This window comes from Alcaligenes sp. PF14 (genome assembly GCF_037150615.1).
Lineage (GTDB): Bacteria > Pseudomonadota > Gammaproteobacteria > Burkholderiales > Burkholderiaceae_B > Alcaligenes > Alcaligenes phenolicus.
Map to the genome: position 1 here is coordinate 339223 of NZ_JBAGRS010000001.1, position 22392 is coordinate 361614.

Here is a 22392-nt window from a genome sequence, read left to right on the forward strand (position 1 = left end):
ATTACCTGTTTTTTTATCAATCCAGACTTTGCAGAATGGCGGCTGTTTCGGCATCCAGAGTGCCGTCGTAGCGGGCTGGGCGGTAGTGCATCTGGAAGGCGGCGATCACGTTTTGTGTGGCCTTGTCGAACACGCCGCTGTCAGGCGTTTCGTAGCCTGCTTTGCGCAGCAGGGCCTGGGTTTGAGCGGCAGAGGGCAGGGGACGCGTGGCGTACTGCGCCTGCAGTGCTCGGGCCTGTGATTCCTTGTACCAGCGGCCTATGCCTGCTTGGGCCAGTTCCTTCCAGGGGAAATGAGGGCCGGGGTCCAGCTTGCGTTGGGGGGCAACATCGCTGTGGCCAATAATATTGCGGGCAGACACGCCATGGCGCTGAGCCAGGTCTTTCAGCAGTGCTTTGATTGCTTCAATCTGCCCGGACGTATACGGAGCCCAGCGACCATCTGCCAAGCGGCCCATGTTAACGATTTCGATGCCGATAGAGCCGGTGTTCAGGTCTGTGAAACCATACCAGGAGCCCAGACCTGCATGCCAGGCGCGGCGTTCCTCTGGAACCAGACGGTAGACAGTGGGACGGCGCTCGTCACTGACCAAGTAATGGGCGCTGACATCACGCTGCGTCAGCACCTTCAAGGAGGTGGCGTGGTCGCCAGCGGTGTAGTGCATGACCAGATAACGCACTCGGCTGTTCTGGCCCTGAGCGCTATAGCTGTCATCAAGTTTGAAGGGACCGCTACTGCCACAGGCCGCCAATAAGGCCGTCAGGCTAAGTACGCCAATCTGAACGCTGCGCTTCAAGACGGGTGCAAGAAAAGACAGGGATTTCATCTTAACGACCAGCCAGAAACAGGAAAATGCAGGGGGTTTTGTCCAGGGCAGGCGGCTGGCGCTCGCGCCATTGTTCAATGGTGGCAGTCTGGACCAATTCACGTGTACCTGTCAGGTCACGAGCCAGGCACAAGCGTGTTGTGGGCTTGAGGGACTGCAGCAAGGTGCTGTACATGGCCTGGTTGCGATAAGGTGTTTCGATCAGGATCTGGGTTTGTTTCAGGGCTTGGGACTGGCTTTCCCATTGCTTGAGCTGCTTGGCGCGAGCGGCCCCATCTACAGGCGCATAGCCGTGGAATACAAACTGCTGACCGTCCAGGCCGCTGGCCATCAGGCTCAGCAAAATGGAAGAGGGGCCAACGTGAGGGCGCACGGGGATCTTCATTTCGTGGGCCATGGCAACTACCAGCGCACCGGGGTCGGCGACGGCGGGGCAGCCAGCTTCCGATACCAGACCAATGGCTTGACCTTGCAGGGCTGTTTTCAACCACTCACGCATTTCACCGGGTTTATTGCCGCGCTTGTCCAGCGTGTGAATAGTGATTTCTTGCAGAGGTACCACGGGTTCAACCAGTTTCAGGAAAGCACGGGCGGTTTTGGCGTTCTCGGCAATAAAGACGGTCAGTTCGCGCGTCAAAGCCTTGACGTCGGCGGGTAGCCAGCCGCTGATCGGGCTCTCGCTTAAGCCTACGGGGATCAGGTGCAAAGGGGCGGCTTGGGGCATGGCGTATCAGTCCTAAACGGAAGGGGGCAAAAGGGTGGGGCGCAAGGGGTTCAAGCCAAAGTGACGCAGCATGGTGCACAGCTCGATCAGCGGCAGGCCAATGATAGCGGTTGGGTCGTCCGAGCGCATGGACTCCATCAGGGCAATACCCAGGCTTTCGGCCTTGGCGCTGCCAGCGGTGTCATACGGTTTTTCCTGCAGCAAATAGTGCTCGATTTCTTCATCACTCAATGCGCGAAAACGACAATTGGTAACAATATGGCTGCACAGAAATTCCTGGCCATCCGTCACGCATAAAGCGCTATGGAAATCGATGTCTTGACCGCTCAGGCGACGCAGTTGTTTCTGCGCACCGGCATGGTCGCCAGGCTTGCCAATAACATCCTGGCCCGATGTGGCGACCTGATCGGAGCCGATCACGAGGGCGCCTGGGTTCAGCTGGCTGATACGGGCCGCTTTTTCACGCGCCAGACGCAGGCTGAGCTGGGCGGGAGCCTCTGCGGGAAGTGGGGTTTCATCAATGTCAGGAGACTGACAGGTGAAAGGCAAGCCCAAACGCGCTAACATAGCGCGGCGATAGACTGAGCTTGATGCAAGGATGAGACGCATAGTGTGTTTTAGCTGTGCTTTGGTTTGACTGCCTTGTGCTTAGCACGGTATTATCTAATGTTTTCTTCGTTATTGAAATGGTTGTGGGCTAGCTTGGCGGTTTGCCGACTGCGCTTTACATGCTTCAATACCGAGGGGCAGGAAAAAAAGCAGTACAAGAAAAAGTGGTAGAGCCCCCAAGCGATACCAAGGCAGTGAAACAAGCAAGCAGCAAACAAGCGAAAGCGACAAATAAAGCAGAACAAACAAGCGGTTCCAGATCCTGGTAAAACCGTGGTTTGATGCCCTAAGCATACTTATGACGACACAGTATATCGACACCTTGAATCTAGCCCGTGCCCCTCAGGAAATGTCGGGCCAGGTGCTGGTGGAAGATTTGTCTCGTCTGGTATCCGATTTGCCCGATCAAGGCGATTTGCGCATTGACTGGAGTGTGTCGGGTCGGGAAGATTCTGCCCGGCGTCGTTTTGTGCATGTGCAGGCCAAAGGTAGTGTCATTTTGGAATGCCAGCGCTGTGTGAAGCCTTTTGAGTGGCCCATCGATATTTCCAACGAAGTACAGATTGTGGCAACCGAGGACGAACTTGAGCTGGATGATGACGATACGGAAGGTCCTGATCGCATCTTGTGTGAAGGCCAGTTGGATGTCCTGGGACTGGTCGAGGACGAGCTGATTCTTAGCGTGCCTTATGTGCCGCGCCATGAGGTTTGTCCCGACGCGCAGTCGCTGTCCATGGAAGCCAAATCTGACGACCTGGATGAGTCCGCCTTTGAGCGGCCGTCCCCGTTTGCCGTATTGGGCTCGCTCAAGAAGTCTTGATTGTTTGTTACTAATTCGTTAATTTTTTCGGGCTGCACCCATTTATTCGGGGTTGTCCATCTACAGGAGTCATCATGGCTGTTCAGCAGAATAAAAAGAGCCCGTCCCGGCGTAACATGCGTCGTTCGCACGACGCGCTTACTGGTCCTTCGACGGCTATCGAGCCTACGACTGGCGAACTGCACCTGCGTCACCACATCAGCCCTAACGGCATCTACCGTGGCCGTAAAGTGCTGAAAACAAAGAACGACGAGTAATAGTCTCTTTGTCGTTGCAAGCAACATAGGTTGCATGCTTGATGTCTAACAAAAAAATACGTATTGCCATCGATTGCATGGGCGGCGATATCGGTTTATCCGTCACTGTCCCTGCAGCGCTGCTTTTTGCCAAGCGCTATCCGGATGTGCACTGCTTATTGGTTGGCGAGCCTCAGGCCATCGAGCAAACATTGCGTGCGCAAGGTAATGTCGATACCTCCTGGTACGACATTCTTCCCGCATCCGAAGTTGTCACCATGGCCGATTCGGTCGAGGTGGCCCTGCGCCGCAAAAAAGACTCCTCCATGCGAGTGGCTGCCCAGTCCGTCAAGGACGGGATAGCTGATGCCTGCATTTCTGCGGGCAATACCGGCGCATGGATGGCAATTTCGCGCTACGTACTCAAAACTCTGGATGGGATTGATCGCCCAGCCATTGCCACGTCCATCCCTAACCAAAAGGGCGGGGCCACGATCATGCTGGACCTGGGTGCCAATGTGGATTGTTCCGCAGAACACCTGTTGCAGTTCGCCATCATGGGTTCTGCGCTGGCCAGTATCGTGGATCGTCATGAGCGTCCCACCGTGGGCTTGCTCAATATTGGTGAAGAGGTCATCAAGGGCAACGAAGTCGTCAAGAAGGCGGCTGAATTGCTGCGCTCCAGCGGACTGAATTTTTACGGCAACGTAGAAGGCGACGATATCTGCAAAGGTACCGTCAACGTGGTCGTGTGCGACGGTTTCGTGGGCAATGTGGTCCTTAAATCCATTGAAGGGCTGGCCAAGATGGTCGGCAGTATGCTGCGCGACGAATTTACCCGTGACCCCTTGAGCAAAGTGTCCGCTTTGCTGGCTCGTACTGTCTTGAATCGTTTCCGCGACAGGGTGGATAATCGCCGTCATAACGGTGCGGCCCTTTTGGGTTTACGCGGTATTGTTATCAAGAGTCATGGTTCTGCCGATGCCTACGCTTTCGGTTATGCTTTGCAACGGGCCCGCGGTGCGGTGCTCAATGGTCTGCTCAGCGGTACTAGCCAGGCAGTCGAACGCATCATGCAAAGTGTGAACTTGCATGAAGAGCAAAGCGGCGAACCAGATACACGCCATACTTCAGAGCCCTCGTCCTCATAAGAACGGGCTTGATCGGGAACATAAAATGACGATATTTGCCAAGATTATCGGTACAGGCGGCTACCTGCCTCCTCGGATTGTGTCTAACGATGATCTAGCGGTGGAGCTGGCTCAAAAGGGTATCGAAACCTCCGATCAGTGGATTGTCGAGCGTACCGGTATTCACCAGCGTCATCTTGCCGATCCCGGTGTCCGTACCAGCCACTTGGCAACCCAGGCCGCGCGTCAGGCGCTGGAAGATGCGGGCATTGCTGCCCAGGATCTGGACCTGATTGTGGTGGCTACTTCCACTCCCGATTACGTTTTCCCCAGCACCGCGTGTCTGGTGCAGGCCGAATTGGGCAACAAGGGCGCTGCCGCGTACGACGTACAAGCGGTGTGCAGCGGCTTTGTCTATGCACTGACGACTGCCGACGCCATGATCAAGGCCGGCCGTGCGCGCAATGCGCTGGTCATCGGTGCCGAAGTGTTCTCCAGCATCCTGGACTGGAACGACCGCTCTACCTGCGTCCTGTTTGGCGACGGTGCGGGCGCTGTGGTTCTGCAAGCCAGCGATGAACCCGGTGTTCTGGCTGCCCAGCTCAATGCAGATGGCAGTCAAATGGGTATTTTGTGCGCGGCAGGCAATGTCTCGCACGGTCAGGTAGTGGGCGATCCCTTCCTGCGTATGGATGGTCAGGCTGTGTTCAAGCTGGCTGTCACTTCTCTGGCCGCTTCGGCCAATCAAGTCTGCGAACAGGCTGGCGTCTCTCTGGCCGATATCGATTGGCTGGTGCCGCACCAGGCCAACGTTCGTATCATCAATTTTCTAGGTCGTAAGCTGGGTATCCCCTCCGAGAAGGTGGTTATCACGGTTGATCAACATGCCAACACCTCGGCAGCCAGTGTGCCATTGGCCCTGAATGCCGCTCGCCGGGATGGTCGTATCCGTGCCGGTGATCTGGCGCTGTTGCAAGGCGTGGGTGGCGGCTTTACCTGGGGTTCGGTGCTGGTCCGCTGCTAAGTAGCGCGATCCGGATTACCGCCTCATCTCTTTGGGTTTTTCTACCATGAAAATTGCGTTTGTCTTTCCAGGACAAGGCTCGCAGTCCGTAGGCATGCTCGATGCCTGGGCCGAGTCTGCTGTCGTACAGCAAGCCATTGCACAAGCCAGCCAGTCGCTGGGCCAGGACCTGGCTCAGTTGATGGCACAAGGGCCTGCCGAGGCTCTGAACCTGACTACCAATACTCAACCTGTCATGCTGGCTAGCGCTGTGGCCATGTACCAGGCCTGGATTCAGGCCGGTGGCCCCGCTCCTGCCGTAATGGCCGGTCATAGCCTGGGTGAATACTCGGCCCTGACTGCTGCCGGTGCTCTGAGCCTGGAACAAGCAGTTCCGCTGGTTCGCATTCGTGCCGATGCCATGCAAGCTGCCGTACCTGTGGGTGTCGGTACCATGGCCGCCGTGCTGGGTCTGGATGACGATCAAGTGCGCGATGTGTGTGCTCGTGCCTCTGAGGGACAGCAGATTGTTCAGGCTGTTAACTACAATGCGCCTGCTCAGGTTGTGATAGCCGGGAATGTGGAAGCGGTAGATCGTGCATGTGCGCTGGCTAAAGAGGCCGGTGCCAAGCGTGCCTTGGTGCTGCCTGTATCGGCTCCTTTCCACTCCAGTCTGTTGGAGCCGGCAGCTGCTGTGCTGGCCCAGGCTCTGGCCTCGGTTCAAGTGCAGACGCTTGCTATTTCCGTGATCAATAACGTGGACGTAGCCGCGCCTACCGACCCCGAACAGATTAAAGATGCTTTGGTCCGTCAGGCCTGGCATCCCGTACGCTGGGTTGAGACAATCCAGGCCATGAAGGCCCAGGGAGTCACCCACGTGGTCGAGTGTGGTCCAGGCAAAGTGCTGACGGGTCTGGTCAAGCGTATTGACCGTGATCTGGTCGCCTTGTCGATCAGCGACCCTGCGTCCTTGCAGGCCACTTTGGAAGCCCTGGAGGGAGCATAAATGCAAGAGTTGGATCTAAGCGGCAAGACTGCCCTGGTAACCGGCGCATCGCGTGGTATCGGTCAGGCGATTGCTAAAGAGTTGATGGCACGTGGTGCCAAGGTGGTTGGTACCGCTACTTCCGAGTCCGGCGCACAGGCGATTTCCGCTGTGCTGGATCAGAATGGCAGCTACGGCCATGTTTTGAACGTGGACGACCCGGCTGCTTGCGAAGCGCTGATTTCGGCTTTGAGCAAAGAAGACGGTGGCCCGCACATTCTGGTTAATAATGCCGGTATTACGCGTGACAATCTGGCCATGCGCTTGAAAGATGAAGACTGGGATGCCGTTATCCAGACCAATCTAAGTGCCGTGTTCCGCCTGTCGCGTGCCGTTATCCGCCCCATGATGAAAGCCCGCTGGGGCCGTATCATCAGCATCACTTCGGTGGTGGGCGAGAGCGGTAACCCCGGTCAAGCCAACTACGCAGCTGCCAAAGCCGGTGTCGCCGGCATGAGCCGTGCCTTGGCGCGCGAGCTCGGTAGCCGTAACATTACAGTTAATTGTGTCGCTCCGGGCTTTATTGATACGGACATGACACGCTCTCTGACCCCTGAGCAGTCGGCGGCAATTTTGTCGCAAATCCCCCTGGGACGACTGGGCGCTGCTGAAGATATCGCTAATGCGGTAGCCTTCCTGGCCGGGTCGCAAGCGCAATATATTACGGGCAGCACCATCCATGTGAATGGTGGTATGCACATGTAAGGCTTGGCATCGCGCCCGGCTGAGGTAAAATTGCGGGATTATTTGGGGCCTATTGCTTGAGCCGGCGTTGTAAGAATAACGTTGGGCCTCATACAAGAACGCCGTTTTTTGTCATAGCTTATCCCTCTTAGCAGTATGGATTGGCTATAATTTGCGGGAATTTTTCCCAACTTGGAGAATCTGCATGGAAAGCATCGAACAGCGCGTCAAGAAGATCGTCGCTGAACAACTTGGCGTTAACGAAGCCGAGATCAAAAACGAATCTTCTTTTCTCGACGACCTCGGTGCCGACTCGCTCGACATGGTCGAGCTCGTGATGGCGCTCGAAGACGAATTCGAAACCGAAATACCAGACGAAGAAGCTGAGAAAATCACGACGGTCCAGCAAGCTGTGGACTACATCAATTCTCACAGCAAGCAGTAAGTTCAATTAAGAGGGTGGGCGGCATTGTGCACGCCCTCGCTCCAGAGCGGTTTCCAGAGAGTAGCCTGTGCCCGGCGGCTTTAGCTTGCAAGACGCAGTTATTCCCTTTAAACCGCTTTTTTTGTGTTTAGGAGTCATCCGTGAAACGACGTGTCGTGATTACCGGGCTGGGTATTGTTTCCCCGGTCGGCAACGATATTCCTACCGCGTGGGATAACATCGTCAATGGGCGTTCGGGCATCGGGCGTATTACCCGTTTCGATCCTTCGGCCCTAACAGCCCAGATAGCGGGTGAGGTCAAGGATTTTGATTTAACACCATACATTTCGTCCAAAGAAGCCAAGCAGATGGATACCTTTATCCATTACGGCGTGGTGGCAGGTATGCAAGCCTGGAAGGACTGCGGCCTGGACATCAACAGCATCAATGCTGAGCGTGTCGGCGTTATCGTAGGTTCGGGGATTGGTGGTTTGCCCCGCATTGAAGAAACCCAAAAAGATTATCTGGAACGGGGCCCACGTCGGATTTCCCCGTTCTTTGTGCCTGGCTCCCTGGTCAATCTGGTGTCTGGCCAACTGTCCATCGGCCTGGGCCTGAAAGGTCCTAGCTACGCTGTTGTGTCGGCATGTACAACCGGCCTGCACTCCATTGGTGACGCTGCTCGCTTGATCGAGTATGGCGACGCCGATGTGATGATTGCCGGCGGTGCCGAGTCCACCGTGTCCCCGCTGGGTATTGGCGGTTTTGCTGCCATGCGTGCTCTGTCCACCCGTAACGACGATCCTGAAACGGCATCGCGTCCCTGGGATATGGACCGCGACGGCTTTGTGCTGGGTGAGGGCGCTGGTGTGCTGGTGCTGGAAGAGTACGAACACGCCAAAAAACGTGGCGCACGCATTTACGGCGAGTTCTCCGGCTACGGCATGAGCTCTGACGCTCACCATATCACTTCGCCCGACCGTGACGGTCCGCGTCGTGGCGTGATGAATGCCTTGCGTAACGGTGGCATCAACGCTGACGAAGTTCAGTACGTCAACGCACACGGTACTTCCACGCCATTGGGCGATGTGAACGAGTCCGAAGCATTGAAACTGGCTTTTGGCGATCACGCTTACAAGCTGGTGGTCAACTCCACCAAGTCCATGACGGGTCACCTGCTGGGTGCGGCCGGTGGTATTGAAGCGGTGTTCACCACCTTGGCGGTGTATAACCAGATCTCGCCCCCAACCATCAACATCTTCAACCAGGACCCTGCCTGCGACCTGGATTACTGCGCCAACCAGGCGCGTGACATGAAGATTGATGTCGCTCTGTCCAACTCCTTCGGGTTTGGCGGCACTAACGGTTCGATGGTGGTTCGTCGTCTTCGCTAAGCTGGACTGCCCCACTCGTAACGCCCAGTCCTGGTCGATCGGAGCTCCGGCTCCGGTGCGCCGACTGGGCGCTTTTGTCTGTGCCTTGCTTGCAGCAGCCCTGGCCTGGACAATGTCTAGCTGGCAATGGCCCTGGGCCCTGGCAATATTGGCAGGTGCTTTGTGGGCTTATTTTTTGTATGCTCGCAGTCGTGGGGCATGGGATGAGCGCGCTACACTAGCGTATCGTGCAGGGCTATACTCCTTGAAGTGCGAGGGGGCTGCAAAGGAGTCCGTGCAAATAGAGCAGATCTGGCGTTGTGCCTGGTTCATGACCTTGCGTTTGCGCCGTGATTGCTCCAAGGCTTGCCGTACCGTGACCGTATGGCGCCGCGCCCAGTCGCAGCAGGACTGGTGGGCCTTGTCTTTATGTGCCAACCGACTGTCTCATCAGGTCCGTGCTCAGAATAAGGATTCTTAATGAGTGAACGCGATACCGATGCCGAACTAGTTGCACGTGTTCAGCGTGGGGATAAGCGAGCCTTTGACCTGCTGGTACTGAAGTACCAGCGCAAGATCATGCGTCTGCTCAGCCGCATGGTACGTGACCCGTCTGAAGTCGAGGACGTGGCTCAGGAAACCTTCATCAAAGCGTACCGAGCTCTTCCCCAGTTCCGGGGCGAGAGTGCTTTTTACACCTGGCTGTACCGCATTGCGATCAACACGGCCCGTAACTGGCAGGCCTCGGCCGCCCGACGTCCCAATACTTTGCAGAACGTCGAAACTGAAGAAGGTGAAACTTTTGACCGAATCGACAACCTAAGCGATATAAGCACGCCAGAATCGATGATGGTCAGTCGCCAGATTGCTGAAACGGTAAATACAGCGATCCAGGCACTGCCCGAAGAGTTGCGGACGGCTATCGTGCTACGTGAAATAGAAGGTATGAGCTACGAAGATATTGCTCAGACCATGGACTGCCCTATAGGAACTGTACGCTCACGCATCTTTCGAGCCCGTGACGCCATTGCTGCGCAATTGCGTCCCATACTCGATGGTGAAGATAGTGAACGACGGTGGTAAGGATTGATGATGCAAGCCCTGAAATCCCATTCCGATGATGATCAACTCAATGCCTGGGAGGCCGCCGTGTCTTCCTGGGTGGATGGCGAGGCTGAAATACGCCCCGAGGAACTGGACTCCCCCTACGGGCGTCAAGTCTGGGATACCTACCATTTGATTGGTGACGTCATGCGTACCGATGCGCTGGCGATCCGTACGTCGGATCGCTTTTACGCGCGTCTGTCCAAAGCAATTGACGAAGAGCCTACCGTGCTCGCCCCGAATGCCATGAAACGACCCTTGGTGCAGCGCTATGGTGTCAGCGGCCTGGCCGTGGTGGCTGCCGTGGCTGCCGCCTTGTGGGTAGGCCTGCCGTATATGGGGGTGAACTCCGTGCCAGGCACGCTGGTGGCCAGCGCCCAGGATGATCAGCTCTGGAATGATTACGCGGATTTGCACCGCGACTTTGTTGGTACCGGTCCGGTACGCCATGTTTCCTTTGAAAGTGGAGCCCTGGGTCAATGAGGTCTGTACGTATGCCGTCGCAGATGGGCTTGGCGCGTCTCTATAAGGGCTTGTTTGCCCTTTCTCTGGCGGTGCTGTGCACACCTGTACTGGCTCAGGATGCCAGCGGGCTGGAGCCCCTGGATCTGCCCTGGTTGCAGAAAGTCCATAAAGCGGCGCGTGACCTGGATTATTCCGGGGTCATTATTTACACCCAGGATCAGGCCAGCCAGTCCATGAAACTGGTCCACATTATTGATGGTACCGGCGAGCGCGAGCGTCTGGAGATTCTGGACGGCGAGCCGCGCGAGTTTCTGCGTCAGAACGAAGTCACCCAATGCCTGATTCCCGAAAAGAAAATGGTGGTGATCGAGCGTCGTGAAAACGAACGCTTTCCCAGTTTTCTGGTTGGTGATGTCAGCCAATTACCCAATTTTTACGATATGCGCCGCTTGCCATCGCGCGAGCGCGTGGCCGGTCGCCCTTGCGACCTGATCGAGCTGGTTCCCAAGGATGATCAGCGTTACGGCTACCGCGTGTGTGCCGATACCGATCATCATTTGCTATTGAAAATGCAGACTCTGGACCCACAACAAGAGGTAGTGGATCAGATCGCTTTTGCCTCTGTTGCCTTTGGCGAGCAGGTGGATTTGCAGGAACTGCGTACCAGTTGGAACCCCAGCAAGTGGGAAGTGGTCGAACCCGAAGTACGAAAAATAGATTTGAACGAGCTGGGTTGGCATCTGGCCATGCCTGCCGGTTTTACCTTGCGGTCCGAAATGCTCCGGCCCATGCGTGCGGGGCGTCAGGTTACCCATTTGATGTTGTCTGATGGTCTGGCTGCCATTTCCGTGTTTCTGGAGAAGGTAGGGACCCCTGAAGCAGAAGAAAACAGCCTGGGTGCCTTTCACCGTGGCTCCATGAATATGTACCGCAGTCGCATTAATGATTATGTTTTGACCAGCACGGGTGCCGTACCTGTACAGACCTTGCGCGCCTTGCTGGAAGGTACCCAGTTCACCCCTCTATCCCGGACACATTGACTATCGTCCACCAGGAGTCTTTGAATGGAAAAATCGAGTCAAAAAATGCGTATTCCTGTTCTCTCGGCCTTGACGGCGGCCGTGATGCTGGCGGCGGGTGCGCCTATGGCCTACGCGCAGGCTCAGCCTGTCACGACAACCGAGCAAGTCCAGAGCACGACGCTGGGGCTGCCTGACTTTACTGGCGTTGTTGCCAAGACCGAGGATGGAGTAGTCAATATCCGTACCACCGAGGCCGTCCGGGTGCGCTCCCCCGCCATGGGTCCGGGTTCGGATCCTTATGATATGTTCCGCTGGTTCTTTGGGCCCGATTTCATGCCGCCCGGCATGGCGCCGCAGCGCCCTCGTGGCGGTGGCAATGAAGGCCAGCAGCCTCAAGAGCGCACAGTGCCACGTGGTGTGGGTTCGGGTTTCATCATCTCTGCTGACGGCTACATCCTGACCAATAACCATGTGGTGGCCGACTCCAATGGCATTTTCGTCACGCTGAGCAATGGCAAGGAATATCCAGCCAAGATCATCGGGACGGACGAGCGCACCGACGTGGCCCTGATCAAGATCGAAGCCAAAGACCTGAAGCCCATGGTGATCGGTGATTCCAAGCAGCTCAAGAAAGGACAGTGGGTTCTGGCTATTGGCTCGCCCTTCGGTCTGGAATCCACCGTGACTTCCGGGATTGTCAGCGCCATCAACCGTGAAACCGGCGATTACCTGCCTTTCATTCAGACCGACGTGGCTGTGAACCCTGGTAACTCCGGTGGTCCGCTGATCAACCTGAATGGTGAAGTAGTGGGTGTGAACTCCCAGATCATTTCGCGTAGCGGTGGCTTCATGGGTATTTCCCTGGCCATTCCTATCGACGAAGCCATGAATGTGGTCGAGCAGCTCAAGTCTGACGGCAAGGTGACTCGCGGTCGTATCGGTGTGCAGATCACTCCGGTAGCCGATGATGTCGCTACCGCACTGGGTCTGAAAGACAGCAAGGGAGCCTTGGTCAGCAGCGTGGAAGAGGGCGGTCCTGCCGCCAAGGCCGGTATTCAGTCTGGCGACGTGATCCTGAAGTTCAACGGTCGCACCATTGATCAAATGACAGACTTGCCCCGTATTGTGGGAAGCACCAAACCAGGTCAAAGCTCCACACTGGAAATCTGGCGCAAGGGCAAGTTGCAGACCATCAAGATTGATGTCGAAGAAATGCCTTCCAGCAGCCCAACTGCTGCCGCCAAGGACGAGAAAGACAGTTCTGCTGCCAGCACGGCCGATGCCTTTGGCTTGAAAGTGACGGCAGTTCCTGCTGCTGATCTGAAGCGTTTGGGCGTTGAAAGTGCGGTTCAGGTAACAGAGGCCACGGCCCCTGCCAGCGAAGCCGGTCTGCAGCCTGGTGACCTGATTTTGCGTGTCAACGATAAAGACGTAGGGACGCCGGATCAATACGCTAAAATGGTGGCTTCCTTGGATAAATCCAAAGCAGCAGCCTTGCTGGTCCTGCGTGCAGGGCAGTCGCAATGGGTTTTGATTACGCCATCGAAATAAAAATTCTGTAAAACGGCTAAAATGGTAGTCATTGATGAACTCCGGCCAGGGGCCGGAGTTTTTCCGCCGCTATTCGCGGGGGCAGTTTGCCCCGAATGGATACTGGCTCCACGTGCGCCCGTCTGACAGGACGGGTCTTGCGTTTTCGGCGCGTGGACTGAAAAGGGGCGTCATGGGCGCCCCTTTCTTGTGCCGTCTCTCTGGCATTGCGCCTCAACATTTTCTTTGTTTATTAACGGGTTTATGGATCACATCCGCAATTTCTCTATTATTGCCCATATCGATCATGGCAAATCGACCTTGGCTGACCGCCTGATCCAACGCTGTGGTGGCCTGGCCGACCGCGAGATGTCGACCCAGGTTCTGGATTCGATGGACATCGAGAAAGAGCGTGGCATCACGATTAAGGCCCAGACCGCCGCTTTGCACTACAAGGCTCAGGATGGCAAGGTATACAACCTGAACCTGATCGACACTCCCGGCCACGTTGACTTCTCCTATGAAGTCAGCCGTTCCTTGTCGGCCTGTGAAGGTGCCTTGCTGGTCGTGGACGCTTCCCAAGGTGTGGAAGCGCAGACTGTAGCCAACTGCTATACCGCTTTGGATCAGGGCGTGGAAGTGATCCCAGTGCTCAACAAAATGGACTTGCCTTCGGCTGACCCGGATGCAGCTCGCCAGGAAGTGGAAGACGTGATTGGCATTGATGCCAGTGACGCAATTGCCGCCAGTGCGAAAACCGGCCTGGGTATCGACGAGATTCTGGAAACCATCGTGGCGCGTGTTCCGCCGCCAGTGGGTGACCCGACTGCTCCCTTGCAAGCCCTGATCATTGACTCCTGGTTTGACAATTACGTGGGCGTGGTCATGCTGGTGCGCATCGTCAACGGTGTGCTCAAGCCCAAGGAAAAAATTCTGCTGATGGCTACTCGTGCGACGCACCTTGTCGAGCATATCGGTGTCTTTACCCCCAAGTCTGAAAACCGTCCTCATCTGTCTGCAGGCGAGGTGGGTTTCATCATTGCCGGTATTAAAGAGCTGGAACACGCCAAGGTTGGTGACACCATCACTCTGGCCGGCAAACCGGCTGAAAAAGCCTTGCCGGGCTTCAAGGAAGTGAAGCCTCAGGTGTTTGCCGGTTTGTACCCGGTGGAAAGCAGTGAGTACGACCAGCTGCGCGACTCTCTGGAAAAGCTCAAGCTGAACGACTCGTCCCTGATGTTCGAGCCCGAAGTGTCCCAGGCGCTGGGTTTTGGTTTCCGTTGCGGCTTCCTGGGCCTGCTTCATATGGAAATCGTCCAGGAGCGTCTGGAGCGCGAATTCGACATGGATATCATCACCACCGCACCGTCGGTGGTGTACGAGGTCGAGCGTCGTGACGGCGAAGTCTTGATGATTGAAAGCCCTTCCCGCATGCCGGAAGTGGCCCATATCGAAGACGTACGCGAGCCTATTGTTGTGGTTTCGCTGCTAATGCCGCAGGAATACGTAGGCCCGGTCATGACCCTGTGTACAGCCAAGCGCGGTTTGCAGTTAAATATGACCTATCATGGCCGTCAGGTGAACCTGGTCTATGAGATGCCTCTGGCCGAGATCGTGCTGGACTTCTTTGACCGACTCAAATCGGTATCGCGCGGCTACGCTTCCATGGACTACGAGTTCAAGGAATACCGTTCGGCCGATGTGGTCAAGGTTGATATCCTGATCAACGGCGACCGGGTTGATGCCCTGTCCATGATTGTGCACCGTAGCAACGCCCGTTACCGTGGACGCGAAGTGGTCGCCAAGATGCGCTCTCTGATTCCGCGGCAGATGTTTGATATTGCGATTCAGGCTGCCATTGGCGCCGAAGTTATTTCTCGCGAAAACGTCAAGGCATTGCGCAAGAACGTGCTGGCCAAGTGTTATGGCGGCGATATTTCTCGTAAGAAAAAGCTGCTTGAGAAGCAAAAAGCCGGTAAGAAGCGGATGAAGCAAGTTGGGAACGTGGAAATTCCGCAGGAAGCCTTTTTGGCAATTTTGCAGGTCGAGGATAAGTAATGCTCTGGTCGGCAGCTCAAGCCGACCACAGCCAGGACTGCTTTAATTTCTTTAAAGGAAACCGATGAGCTGGGATTTCGCTCTGATTTTGTTTGTACTGCTGATATTGACCGGCGCAATCTGGTTTTTGGATCGTTTCTCCCTGCGCTCGCGCCGTCTGGCGCGTGCGCAGGCCGCGATGCAGGCGGTACCGGAAACGGCAGCTCAAGACCCTGAGCACTTGCAGCAACTGCGCCAGGACGCTTATGACCAGGCCAACCGCATGCCGTGGTGGATTGAGTATGGCGTCAGTTTTTTCCCAGTCATTCTGTTCGTGTTTGTATTGCGCTCTTTTATCATTGAGCCGTTTCGCATCCCGTCAGGCTCCATGTTGCCCACGCTGAAAAATGGCGATCTGATTCTGGTGAACAAATACGAGTACGGCATTCGCCTGCCCGTTAGCGGCACCAAGGTTGTGCCTTTGGGCCATCCCGAGCGTGGTGATGTGATTGTGTTCCGTTACCCCGTTGATACCACGGTGGACTACATCAAACGTGTGGTCGGTGTGCCGGGTGACCGTGTGGAGTACCGCGACAAGGTGCTGTCCGTCAATGGTCAAGTCATTACCCAAGTGCGCAGTGGCGATTACTACGAACCGGATCGCTCCGCCTACATTGGGCGCTATCTGGAAGAGCTGGGCAAAGTGCAGCACAACATCTTGCTGAACAAGACTCAGCCTCAGGGTTTGATGCCTATCGTGGCGTTCCCCAACCGCGACTCCTGTGAGTATTTCTCCAACGGTATCTCTTGTGTGGTGCCCGAAGGTAATTACTTCGTCATGGGAGACAATCGCGACAATAGTCTGGACAGTCGTTATTGGGGCTTTGTGCCCGATGAGAATATTGTGGGACGCGCCTTCTTTATCTGGATGAATTTCCGCGAACTTAGCCGTATAGGTCGCTTCCATTAATGAAACGTCTTGCTTTGCTTGAAGCCGCTATCGGCTACTCCTTCAAAGACACAGGCCTGCTTGAGCAGGCCTTGACCCATCGTAGCCACAGCGCTCGCCATAACGAGCGGCTGGAGTTCCTGGGGGATTCGGTCTTGAACTTCACGGTTGCGGCCTTGTTGTTCGACCGTTTCCAACGCATTGATGAAGGCGATCTGTCCCGCCTGCGAGCGAATCTGGTCAAACAGGCCGCTCTGGCGGAAATTGCTACTCGTCTGGGTTTGTCGGATTATTTGCGTCTGGGGGAAGGGGAGCTGAAAAGCGGTGGTTTCCGTCGTCCCTCCATTCTGGCAGACGCGCTGGAAGCCATTTTTGGCGCTGTCTTTCTGGACGCGGGCTTTACGCAAGCCCAAACCGTCATCACCCAGCTCTATGAGCCCATGCTGGTAGATGTGGACCCCAAAACCTTGGGGAAAGATCCCAAGACCTTGCTGCAGGAGCTGCTGCAAGGTCGCAAGCTGGATTTGCCGGTGTATACCGTGGTGGCCACCCATGGCGCAGCCCACGATCAGCTCTTCGATATCGAATGCACGATCGCCAAGCTCAACATCCATGTTCGTGCCAGTGGCAGCAGCCGTCGTGCGGCTGAACAAGCCGCCGCTACGCAGGCCATTGCTATTTTAGAAGCTGAATTTCCAGCCAAGACGACGCGCGCCAGTCGCCATCGTCGCCCCTCACAATTGACACTGCCTGTGGCAGTGTCGCAGGAAACAGAATGACAGAGACCCCTTTTCGCTGCGGCTTCGTGGCTATTGTTGGACGACCGAATGTCGGCAAGTCCACGCTGGCCAATGCCCTGATCGGCAGCAAGATTTCGATCGTGTCGCGCAAGGCGCAGACCACGCGTCACCGCATCAACAGTGTGCTGACGCGTGATCACGATCAAATGGTGTTTGTGGACACCCCCGGTTTTCAGACCAAGCACGGTGGGGCCATGAACCGCATGATGAACCGCGTCGTGACCCAGGCCCTGGCCGATGTGGACGTGGTGGTGCATGTGGTCGAAGCCGGCAAGTGGTCCGCTTCGGACGCCGAATTGCTGCCCATGCTGCCTAAAGGTGGCAAGACCATTCTGGTCATCAACAAGGTGGATGCCTTGAAAAGCAAGAATGACTTGCTGCCCTATATCGCCCGCCTGTCGCAGGAATTCGACTATGGTGCCGTGATTCCGGTCAGTGCTGCCAAGCGTCTGCAACTGGACCCTTTGCTGAACGAGATCGCCTCCCGCCTGCCTGAAGGCGAGGCCATGTTTGACGCTGACACCATTACCGACCGCTCGGTGCGCTTCATTACCTCGGAGCTGCTGCGCGAGAAGATCTTCCGCCTGGTGGGTGACGAGCTGCCGTACGGGTGTACCGTGGTTATCGAACAATGGGACGAGAACGAGCAGGGCGCGCGTATTTCGGCATGCGTGGTGGTGGAGCGTGAAAGCCACCGTCCGATTCTGTTGGGAGCGGGTGGCATGCACATGAAGCGCATTGCAACCGAGGCTCGCCAAGATATTGCCAAGCTGATCGACAAGCCTGTGTTCCTGGATGTGTATATCAAGGTGCGCAAGGGCTGGTCCGATCGTGAAGCGGTCCTGCGCGACCTGGGGTATGAGTAATCCCCGTCATCGCTTTCAGGACGAAGCGGGCTACATACTGCACACCAGTGCCTGGCGTGAAACGTCCCTGATCTGTCATGCCTTTACGCGTAACCACGGGCTGGTGCCCCTGGTCGCGAAAGGCGCTAAAAGGCCGCATTCCATTTTGCGGCCTGCTTTGTCTGTGTTTCAGCCTTTGTTATTGGCCTGGTCGGGCAAGAATGAAGTCAAAACGCTGACACGGGCGGACTGCGCCGGGATTCGCCCCTTGAAAGGTCGTGCCCTGATGTCGGCCTGGTACATGAACGAATTGCTGATTCGTTTGTTGCCGCGTGAAGACCCACATCCTGTTCTGTTCGATGCCTACGAAGAGGCTCTGGTGCACTTGGCCCAGATTCCTCGTCCACCCGTGGCGGGGGCCTTGCGGCGCTTTGAGTGGGTGCTGCTGACCGAAACCGGCTATGGCTTTGATGAAGCCACGCCGGACTTTGACGATCCTGTCGGCGAGCCGGAGTTGCGCATACGCTTGCGCGAACGCCTGAACAGCTTGCTGGGTCGCCCCTTGCATACCCGCTCCGTTCTCATGCAGCTGCAACGCTATTGATATGGCCGTCTCCCTTCCTTCCGTGCTGGTTCTGGATACCTGCGTACTGATCTCCAACGTACTGCGCCGCTTGCTCCTGGCCCTGGCTGACGAGCAGTTGTTCAAGCCTGTCTGGAGTCCGGTGATCGGGGACGAATGGCGGCGTAATGCGGGCAGGTTGTGGAAAGTCATGCCCACCTCTATCGAGGAGCAGTGGGAAGCGCTGCAACAGCGTTACCCCGAAGCCGATTTAGGCGATAGCAGCGAGTTCAAGAAGGACTTGCGCTACTCCGATGCCAAGGACTGGCATGTGATCGCCACTGCCCGTTTGGCACAGCAGCGTTATCACGGTCAGCCGGTGGGAATCTTGACCCGTAATCTGAAAGACTTTAATCGTTCCGAGCTGCGACGTCTGGGAATCAGCCTGTGGGAGCCGGATCAGTTTTTGGGTTTGCTCATGGCCGCTCATCCGGATGTGATGCAGCGCTTGCTGGATGGTTTGCCCGCTTTGATGCTGACGCCCGAAGCGCAGGCACTGGATACGCATACTTTGTTAAAGCGTGATCGTTTGTTCAGTGTGGGGCAGGCTTATTTGCGGCGTCAGAAAATGGATGAGGCGCACTCATGAAGCAAGGTGTATTGCTGTCGGTCCTGGCCTCCGCTTTATTTGCCTGCCTGTACTACTACGCTACCGTCTTGCACCCGCTCAGTGGCGAGCAGATTTTTGCCTGGCGCATTGTGCTGGGCTTGCCTGCCTTGGCTTTGGTGATCACGCGCGCACGACGCTGGCGGGAGGTACGTTGGGTTCTGCGACACTGGCCCGGTAATTGGCGCTATTTTGCCTTGCTCTTGCTGGCTGCAGCCCTGGTCGGGGTACAGCTCTGGATTTTTGTCTGGGCGCCTTTGCACCAGATGGCGCTGGACGTGTCCCTGGGCTACTTCCTCTTGCCGCTGATGATGGTGCTGGTAGGGCGGGTGATCTACAAAGACAGATTGAGCACTATTCAGTGGATTGCTGTGGCATTGGCCGGCGTGGGTGTGCTGCACGAGCTGTTCCGCGTAGGGAGCGTCTCCTGGGCGACAGCGGTGGTGGTTGTGGGTTATCCACCTTATTTCATGCTGCGCCGTTATCTGCGTCTGGGCTCGCTGGCTTCACTCTGGTTTGATCTGAGCTTCTTGTTCCTGCCAGCTTGCTGGCTGCTCTTTGTTCAAGACACGCAGATGTGGGGCCTGTTCGCGGATCAGCCTCGCTTGATCTGGCAGGTCCCGGTTCTGGGCCTGATCAGTTCCGTTGCACTGGTCAGCTATCTGTCTGCCAGTCGTCAGTTGCCTTTGGCCTTGTTTGGCATTCTGGGTTATGTGGAGCCGGTGCTCTTGTTCTGGGTGGCGTATTTGCTGCTGGACGAGCCCATGAGCGCGAATCAGTGGTGGACCTATATTCCGATCTGGATTGCCATTTCCTTGATGGCGATGGAAGGTTTCATCAAAATGTGGCGACCCGGACCCCCTGTGCCGCCTCCCAAGGCGTAAATTCTGCTAGTTAGTACCAGCCAGTGCCGAAGGGCAGTTAGCGTCTGCCCAGACGTTCTGGGGGCTTCCTGAATGAAGCAGAACTCCGATAGAAAACGACTCCTGAAAGACCCTCTCCAAAGTTGGATAGCTATCCATGCTTTTTGGAAGGACATGACAGGAGTTTTTTTTCTACATGGCTTTTCTAGAGGAGATAGTCCGGGCCGTACCAGACTGGGTCCTGCGCGATATAAGCAGGCTGCTTAGCGCAGTTTCTCCGGGCAGTCAGGTTGATTGCGCAACAAATTTGCCTGGGTCACCGAACAACCCGCTGGTACGTCTTCCGTAATCCAGACATTACCGCCAATCGTAGAACCTGCACCCAGAGTGACGCGCCCCAAGATGGTGGCACCCGCGTAAATAACCACGTCGTCTTCCACGATGGGGTGACGTGGCTGACCTTTCAGCAGCAAGCCTTTTTCGTCCTTGCTAAAGCGCTTGGCACCCAGGGTGACGGCCTGATAAATACGAACCCGCTTGCCGATGATGGCGGTCTCGCCAATCACAACGCCGGTGCCGTGGTCGATGAAACAGGAATGGTCAATTTGCGCGCCGGGGTGAATATCAATACCGGTCTGACTATGGGCCAGTTCTGCAATAATGCGCGCCGTCAGGGGCAGTCCCAGATTGGTCAGAGCATGGGCGATGCGGTGATGGATCATGGCCAGCAGACCGGGATAGCACAGCAGTACCTCGTCCACATTGCGGGCAGCCGGGTCGCCTTGATAGGCGGCGACCACGTCCAGATCCAGGGTGCGGCGCAGGTCTGGCAGCTTGTTGGCAAAAGCCTGTATGGCCTTGTGTGCCTGCTCTTCAATGGTTTCGCGATCGTACTTGTCACCACGGAGCAGGGCAGCGCGTTGCAGCTCGATACGCGCCTGTTGCAGCAGCGTATTGAGCGCCTGGCCCAGGTGGTGGCCGACAAAGTGGTCTTCATACTCGCGACGCAGCTCCGGGCTGCCCAGACGCATGGGAAACAGAATGCCTTTGAGCTGCTCGGTCACTTGAATCAAAGCTTGTACCGACGGAAATTCCTGGCCTTCAAGCTCGTTCAAGCGTTGATGCGCCTGTCGCCACTCTTCGCGGGCCCCGCGCAGATTGTCGACGATATGTTGAGTTTCAAAGACTGCCACCAGTGTTCTCCAAAGGGGAAATTTTCTACAAGGTTTACTATACCCGCGCGTCTGAGCAAGGACACGAAAAACAGGGCGCTGCGTCAGGGTGATTCCCTTTGCCATGGCTCAGGCCTGGTCGTGCCGCTTCAAGGCCCCATGAGCTTGGGGCAAGACCAAGCAGATGAGGGGCATGGTCAGGTTTTCAAGCCAAAGTGCTTGAGCGTGCGGATAATAAAAAAAGCCCCCTTCGAAAAGGGGGCTTGGGGAGTGTGGGGTTCGCGATCTTATTCGCGGTTACCGCCCAGCACGCCTAAAAGCACCAGCAGGTTGCTGAAAATGTTGTAGACGTCTAGATAGATCGCCAGGGTGGCCGACACGTAGTTGGTTTCACCACCGTTGATGACGCGCTGCAGATCAACCAGCAAGAAGGCCGAGAAGATACCGATAGCCATCACGGAGATGGTCAGCATCAGCGCAGGCAGTTGCAGGAAGATGTTGGCCAAGGCCGCAACCAGCAAGATAACGGCACCGACAAACAGGAATTTCTGCATGCCGGAGAAATCACGCTTGGTGGTGCTGGCAATAGTTGCCATGGCGCCAAAGACCGCAGCGGTACCGCCAAAGGCCAGCATGATCAGTTGTGCGCCATTACCCATGCCCAGGACAAAGCCCAGCAGACGGGACAGCATCACACCCATGAAGAAGGTAAAGGCCATCAGCAGGGCGACACCCAGCGAGCTGTTCTTGTTCTTTTCGATCAGGAACATCAGGCCAAAGGCACCGACCAGGAAAACAATGGCGCTCAGGCCTGGGCTGGCGCCCATAACCCGGTTAATGCCGGAGGACAGGCCCAGCAAGGCTCCCAGCACGGTGGGAATCATGGACAGGGCCAGCAGCCAGTAGGTGTTGCGCAGGACGCGATTGCGAGCAATCAGCGACTGGGCGCCCAGGGTGCCGTTATGCTCAGGCAAGCTTGATTGACGAAATTCGCTCATGATGAGTCCTTAGAATACAGAGAGATCAGTGGTCAAGAATAACTGACAACTACCTGAATAATCAAGAATCTTCTTTATTATTCAAGCACCCAGTTTATGGGCATGCACTTGGCAGCCCTGTGCCTGGTACACACGCCAGCGTTCGCGAGCCTGGGTACGGTCAGCTTCCCGTTCGGAGACAATTTCCAATATACGCGGGAATTGTTCAAAACCGGGCGGGCATTGGGCATCCAGATTCAACAGCCAGCTTTGCTCACCTGCGGGCACGGGGGCGGCACTGGTCAACAAAACAGGGGTGGTGGCTGCCAAGGGGTCTTCCACACCGACGTGCGGGACAAAAGCCGTGGATTCAAAACCCCAGAGCAGGCGATCGAAACGGGCCAGTTGGCGGGCATCGGAAAGATACACCACCACCTGACGGCCCGCCTCGTAGTGCTTGCGCACGACCTCGCAGGCCATACGCAAGCGATCTGGCGCGCCGAAAGCGAAATCGACGCGGCTCAT

At 56.3% G+C, this 22392-nt stretch carries 26 protein-coding genes; 20 read left to right on the plus strand and 6 right to left on the minus strand.

Annotated elements, in window-relative coordinates:
- Positions 1-16: 16 nt before the first annotated feature.
- From WFM49_RS01510 to WFM49_RS01520, 3 genes are read right to left on the minus strand one after another with little or no spacing between them, the layout of a single operon-like run.
- Complete coding sequence (locus tag WFM49_RS01510) at positions 17-826, minus strand: N-acetylmuramoyl-L-alanine amidase (protein WP_250755916.1); 810 nt, start codon at positions 824-826, stop codon at positions 17-19.
- Position 827: 1 nt separating this feature from the next.
- Positions 828-1550, minus strand: a complete 723-nt coding sequence (locus WFM49_RS01515; RefSeq protein WP_137431422.1) for an SAM-dependent methyltransferase — start codon at positions 1548-1550, stop codon at positions 828-830.
- A gap of 12 nt (positions 1551-1562) precedes the next feature.
- Positions 1563-2117, minus strand: a complete 555-nt coding sequence (locus WFM49_RS01520) for a Maf family protein (protein ID WP_336971325.1) — start codon at positions 2115-2117, stop codon at positions 1563-1565.
- Between the two features lie 340 nt (positions 2118-2457).
- Between WFM49_RS01520 and WFM49_RS01525 the strand changes: the two genes are divergently transcribed.
- From WFM49_RS01525 to rarD, 20 genes are all read left to right on the plus strand, one after another.
- Positions 2458-2979 carry a YceD family protein gene (locus WFM49_RS01525; protein ID WP_009456592.1) on the plus strand — a complete coding sequence of 174 codons (522 nt, stop codon included), beginning with the start codon at positions 2458-2460 and terminating at the stop codon, positions 2977-2979.
- A 74-nt stretch (positions 2980-3053) separates the two neighbouring features.
- A complete protein-coding gene (gene rpmF / locus WFM49_RS01530) occupies positions 3054-3236 on the plus strand; it encodes a 50S ribosomal protein L32 (RefSeq protein ID WP_003800968.1) in 183 nt (60 codons plus the stop codon).
- A 41-nt stretch (positions 3237-3277) separates the two neighbouring features.
- The gene (gene plsX / locus WFM49_RS01535) at positions 3278-4366 is read left to right on the plus strand and encodes a phosphate acyltransferase PlsX (RefSeq protein WP_336971328.1); all 1089 of its coding nucleotides are present in this window, start codon (positions 3278-3280) and stop codon (positions 4364-4366) included.
- A gap of 25 nt (positions 4367-4391) precedes the next feature.
- A complete protein-coding gene (locus WFM49_RS01540) occupies positions 4392-5369 on the plus strand; it encodes a beta-ketoacyl-ACP synthase III (RefSeq protein ID WP_009456588.1) in 978 nt (325 codons plus the stop codon).
- A gap of 46 nt (positions 5370-5415) precedes the next feature.
- Positions 5416-6354: an ACP S-malonyltransferase gene (fabD, locus tag WFM49_RS01545; protein ID WP_336971331.1), complete on the plus strand. Its 939-nt coding sequence runs from the start codon at positions 5416-5418 to the stop codon at positions 6352-6354.
- A complete protein-coding gene (fabG, locus tag WFM49_RS01550) occupies positions 6355-7098 on the plus strand; it encodes a 3-oxoacyl-ACP reductase FabG (protein WP_021446870.1) in 744 nt (247 codons plus the stop codon).
- Between the two features lie 184 nt (positions 7099-7282).
- Entirely contained in the window at positions 7283-7522 is a 240-nt protein-coding gene (acpP, locus tag WFM49_RS01555) for an acyl carrier protein (protein WP_003800961.1), read from the plus strand.
- 140 nt (positions 7523-7662) lie between these two features.
- Positions 7663-8895, plus strand: a complete 1233-nt coding sequence (gene fabF / locus WFM49_RS01560; protein ID WP_021446869.1) for a beta-ketoacyl-ACP synthase II — start codon at positions 7663-7665, stop codon at positions 8893-8895.
- Positions 8896-9169: 274 nt separating this feature from the next.
- A complete protein-coding gene (locus WFM49_RS01565) occupies positions 9170-9355 on the plus strand; it encodes a hypothetical protein (protein WP_235484275.1) in 186 nt (61 codons plus the stop codon).
- Positions 9355-9957 carry an RNA polymerase sigma factor RpoE gene (gene rpoE / locus WFM49_RS01570; RefSeq protein WP_009456579.1) on the plus strand — a complete coding sequence of 201 codons (603 nt, stop codon included), beginning with the start codon at positions 9355-9357 and terminating at the stop codon, positions 9955-9957. Before WFM49_RS01565 ends, rpoE begins: the two co-directional genes overlap by 1 nt.
- Before the next feature lie 9 nt (positions 9958-9966).
- Positions 9967-10461 (plus strand): sigma-E factor negative regulatory protein, encoded by a 495-nt coding sequence (locus WFM49_RS01575; RefSeq protein ID WP_021446868.1) that lies wholly within the window; start codon positions 9967-9969, stop codon positions 10459-10461.
- A complete protein-coding gene (locus WFM49_RS01580; protein WP_230940648.1) occupies positions 10458-11483 on the plus strand; it encodes a MucB/RseB C-terminal domain-containing protein in 1026 nt (341 codons plus the stop codon). The genes WFM49_RS01575 and WFM49_RS01580 overlap by 4 nt, the downstream gene beginning before the upstream one ends.
- 24 nt (positions 11484-11507) lie before the next feature.
- Entirely contained in the window at positions 11508-13016 is a 1509-nt protein-coding gene (locus WFM49_RS01585; RefSeq protein ID WP_009456573.1) for a DegQ family serine endoprotease, read from the plus strand.
- A 243-nt stretch (positions 13017-13259) separates the two neighbouring features.
- A complete protein-coding gene (gene lepA, locus WFM49_RS01590) occupies positions 13260-15053 on the plus strand; it encodes a translation elongation factor 4 (protein WP_009456571.1) in 1794 nt (597 codons plus the stop codon).
- 64 nt (positions 15054-15117) lie between these two features.
- A complete protein-coding gene (lepB, locus tag WFM49_RS01595) occupies positions 15118-16002 on the plus strand; it encodes a signal peptidase I (RefSeq protein WP_009456564.1) in 885 nt (294 codons plus the stop codon).
- Positions 16002-16760 carry a ribonuclease III gene (gene rnc, locus WFM49_RS01600; RefSeq protein WP_009456563.1) on the plus strand — a complete coding sequence of 253 codons (759 nt, stop codon included), beginning with the start codon at positions 16002-16004 and terminating at the stop codon, positions 16758-16760. The genes lepB and rnc overlap by 1 nt, the downstream gene beginning before the upstream one ends.
- Positions 16757-17647, plus strand: a complete 891-nt coding sequence (gene era, locus WFM49_RS01605; RefSeq protein WP_009456562.1) for a GTPase Era — start codon at positions 16757-16759, stop codon at positions 17645-17647. The genes rnc and era overlap by 4 nt, the downstream gene beginning before the upstream one ends.
- Positions 17640-18230: a DNA repair protein RecO gene (recO, locus tag WFM49_RS01610; RefSeq protein WP_026483095.1), complete on the plus strand. Its 591-nt coding sequence runs from the start codon at positions 17640-17642 to the stop codon at positions 18228-18230. The genes era and recO overlap by 8 nt, the downstream gene beginning before the upstream one ends.
- 1 nt (position 18231) lies before the next feature.
- Entirely contained in the window at positions 18232-18837 is a 606-nt protein-coding gene (locus WFM49_RS01615; protein WP_336971339.1) for a PIN domain-containing protein, read from the plus strand.
- Positions 18834-19739 carry an EamA family transporter RarD gene (gene rarD, locus WFM49_RS01620; protein ID WP_250755912.1) on the plus strand — a complete coding sequence of 302 codons (906 nt, stop codon included), beginning with the start codon at positions 18834-18836 and terminating at the stop codon, positions 19737-19739. Before WFM49_RS01615 ends, rarD begins: the two co-directional genes overlap by 4 nt.
- A 242-nt stretch (positions 19740-19981) precedes the next feature.
- On the opposite strand, the gene epsC is transcribed toward rarD, so the two are convergent.
- From epsC to WFM49_RS01635, 3 genes are all read right to left on the minus strand, one after another.
- The gene (epsC, locus tag WFM49_RS01625) at positions 19982-20911 is read right to left on the minus strand and encodes a serine O-acetyltransferase EpsC (RefSeq protein ID WP_021446866.1); all 930 of its coding nucleotides are present in this window, start codon (positions 20909-20911) and stop codon (positions 19982-19984) included.
- Between the two features lie 266 nt (positions 20912-21177).
- Positions 21178-21888, minus strand: coding sequence for a Bax inhibitor-1/YccA family protein (locus WFM49_RS01630; RefSeq protein ID WP_009456559.1), 711 nt, complete (start codon positions 21886-21888; stop codon positions 21178-21180).
- Positions 21889-21969: 81 nt separating this feature from the next.
- On the minus strand, positions 21970-22392 hold the full coding sequence (locus WFM49_RS01635; protein WP_009456558.1) for a DNA polymerase III subunit chi: 423 nt from the start codon (positions 22390-22392) through the stop codon (positions 21970-21972).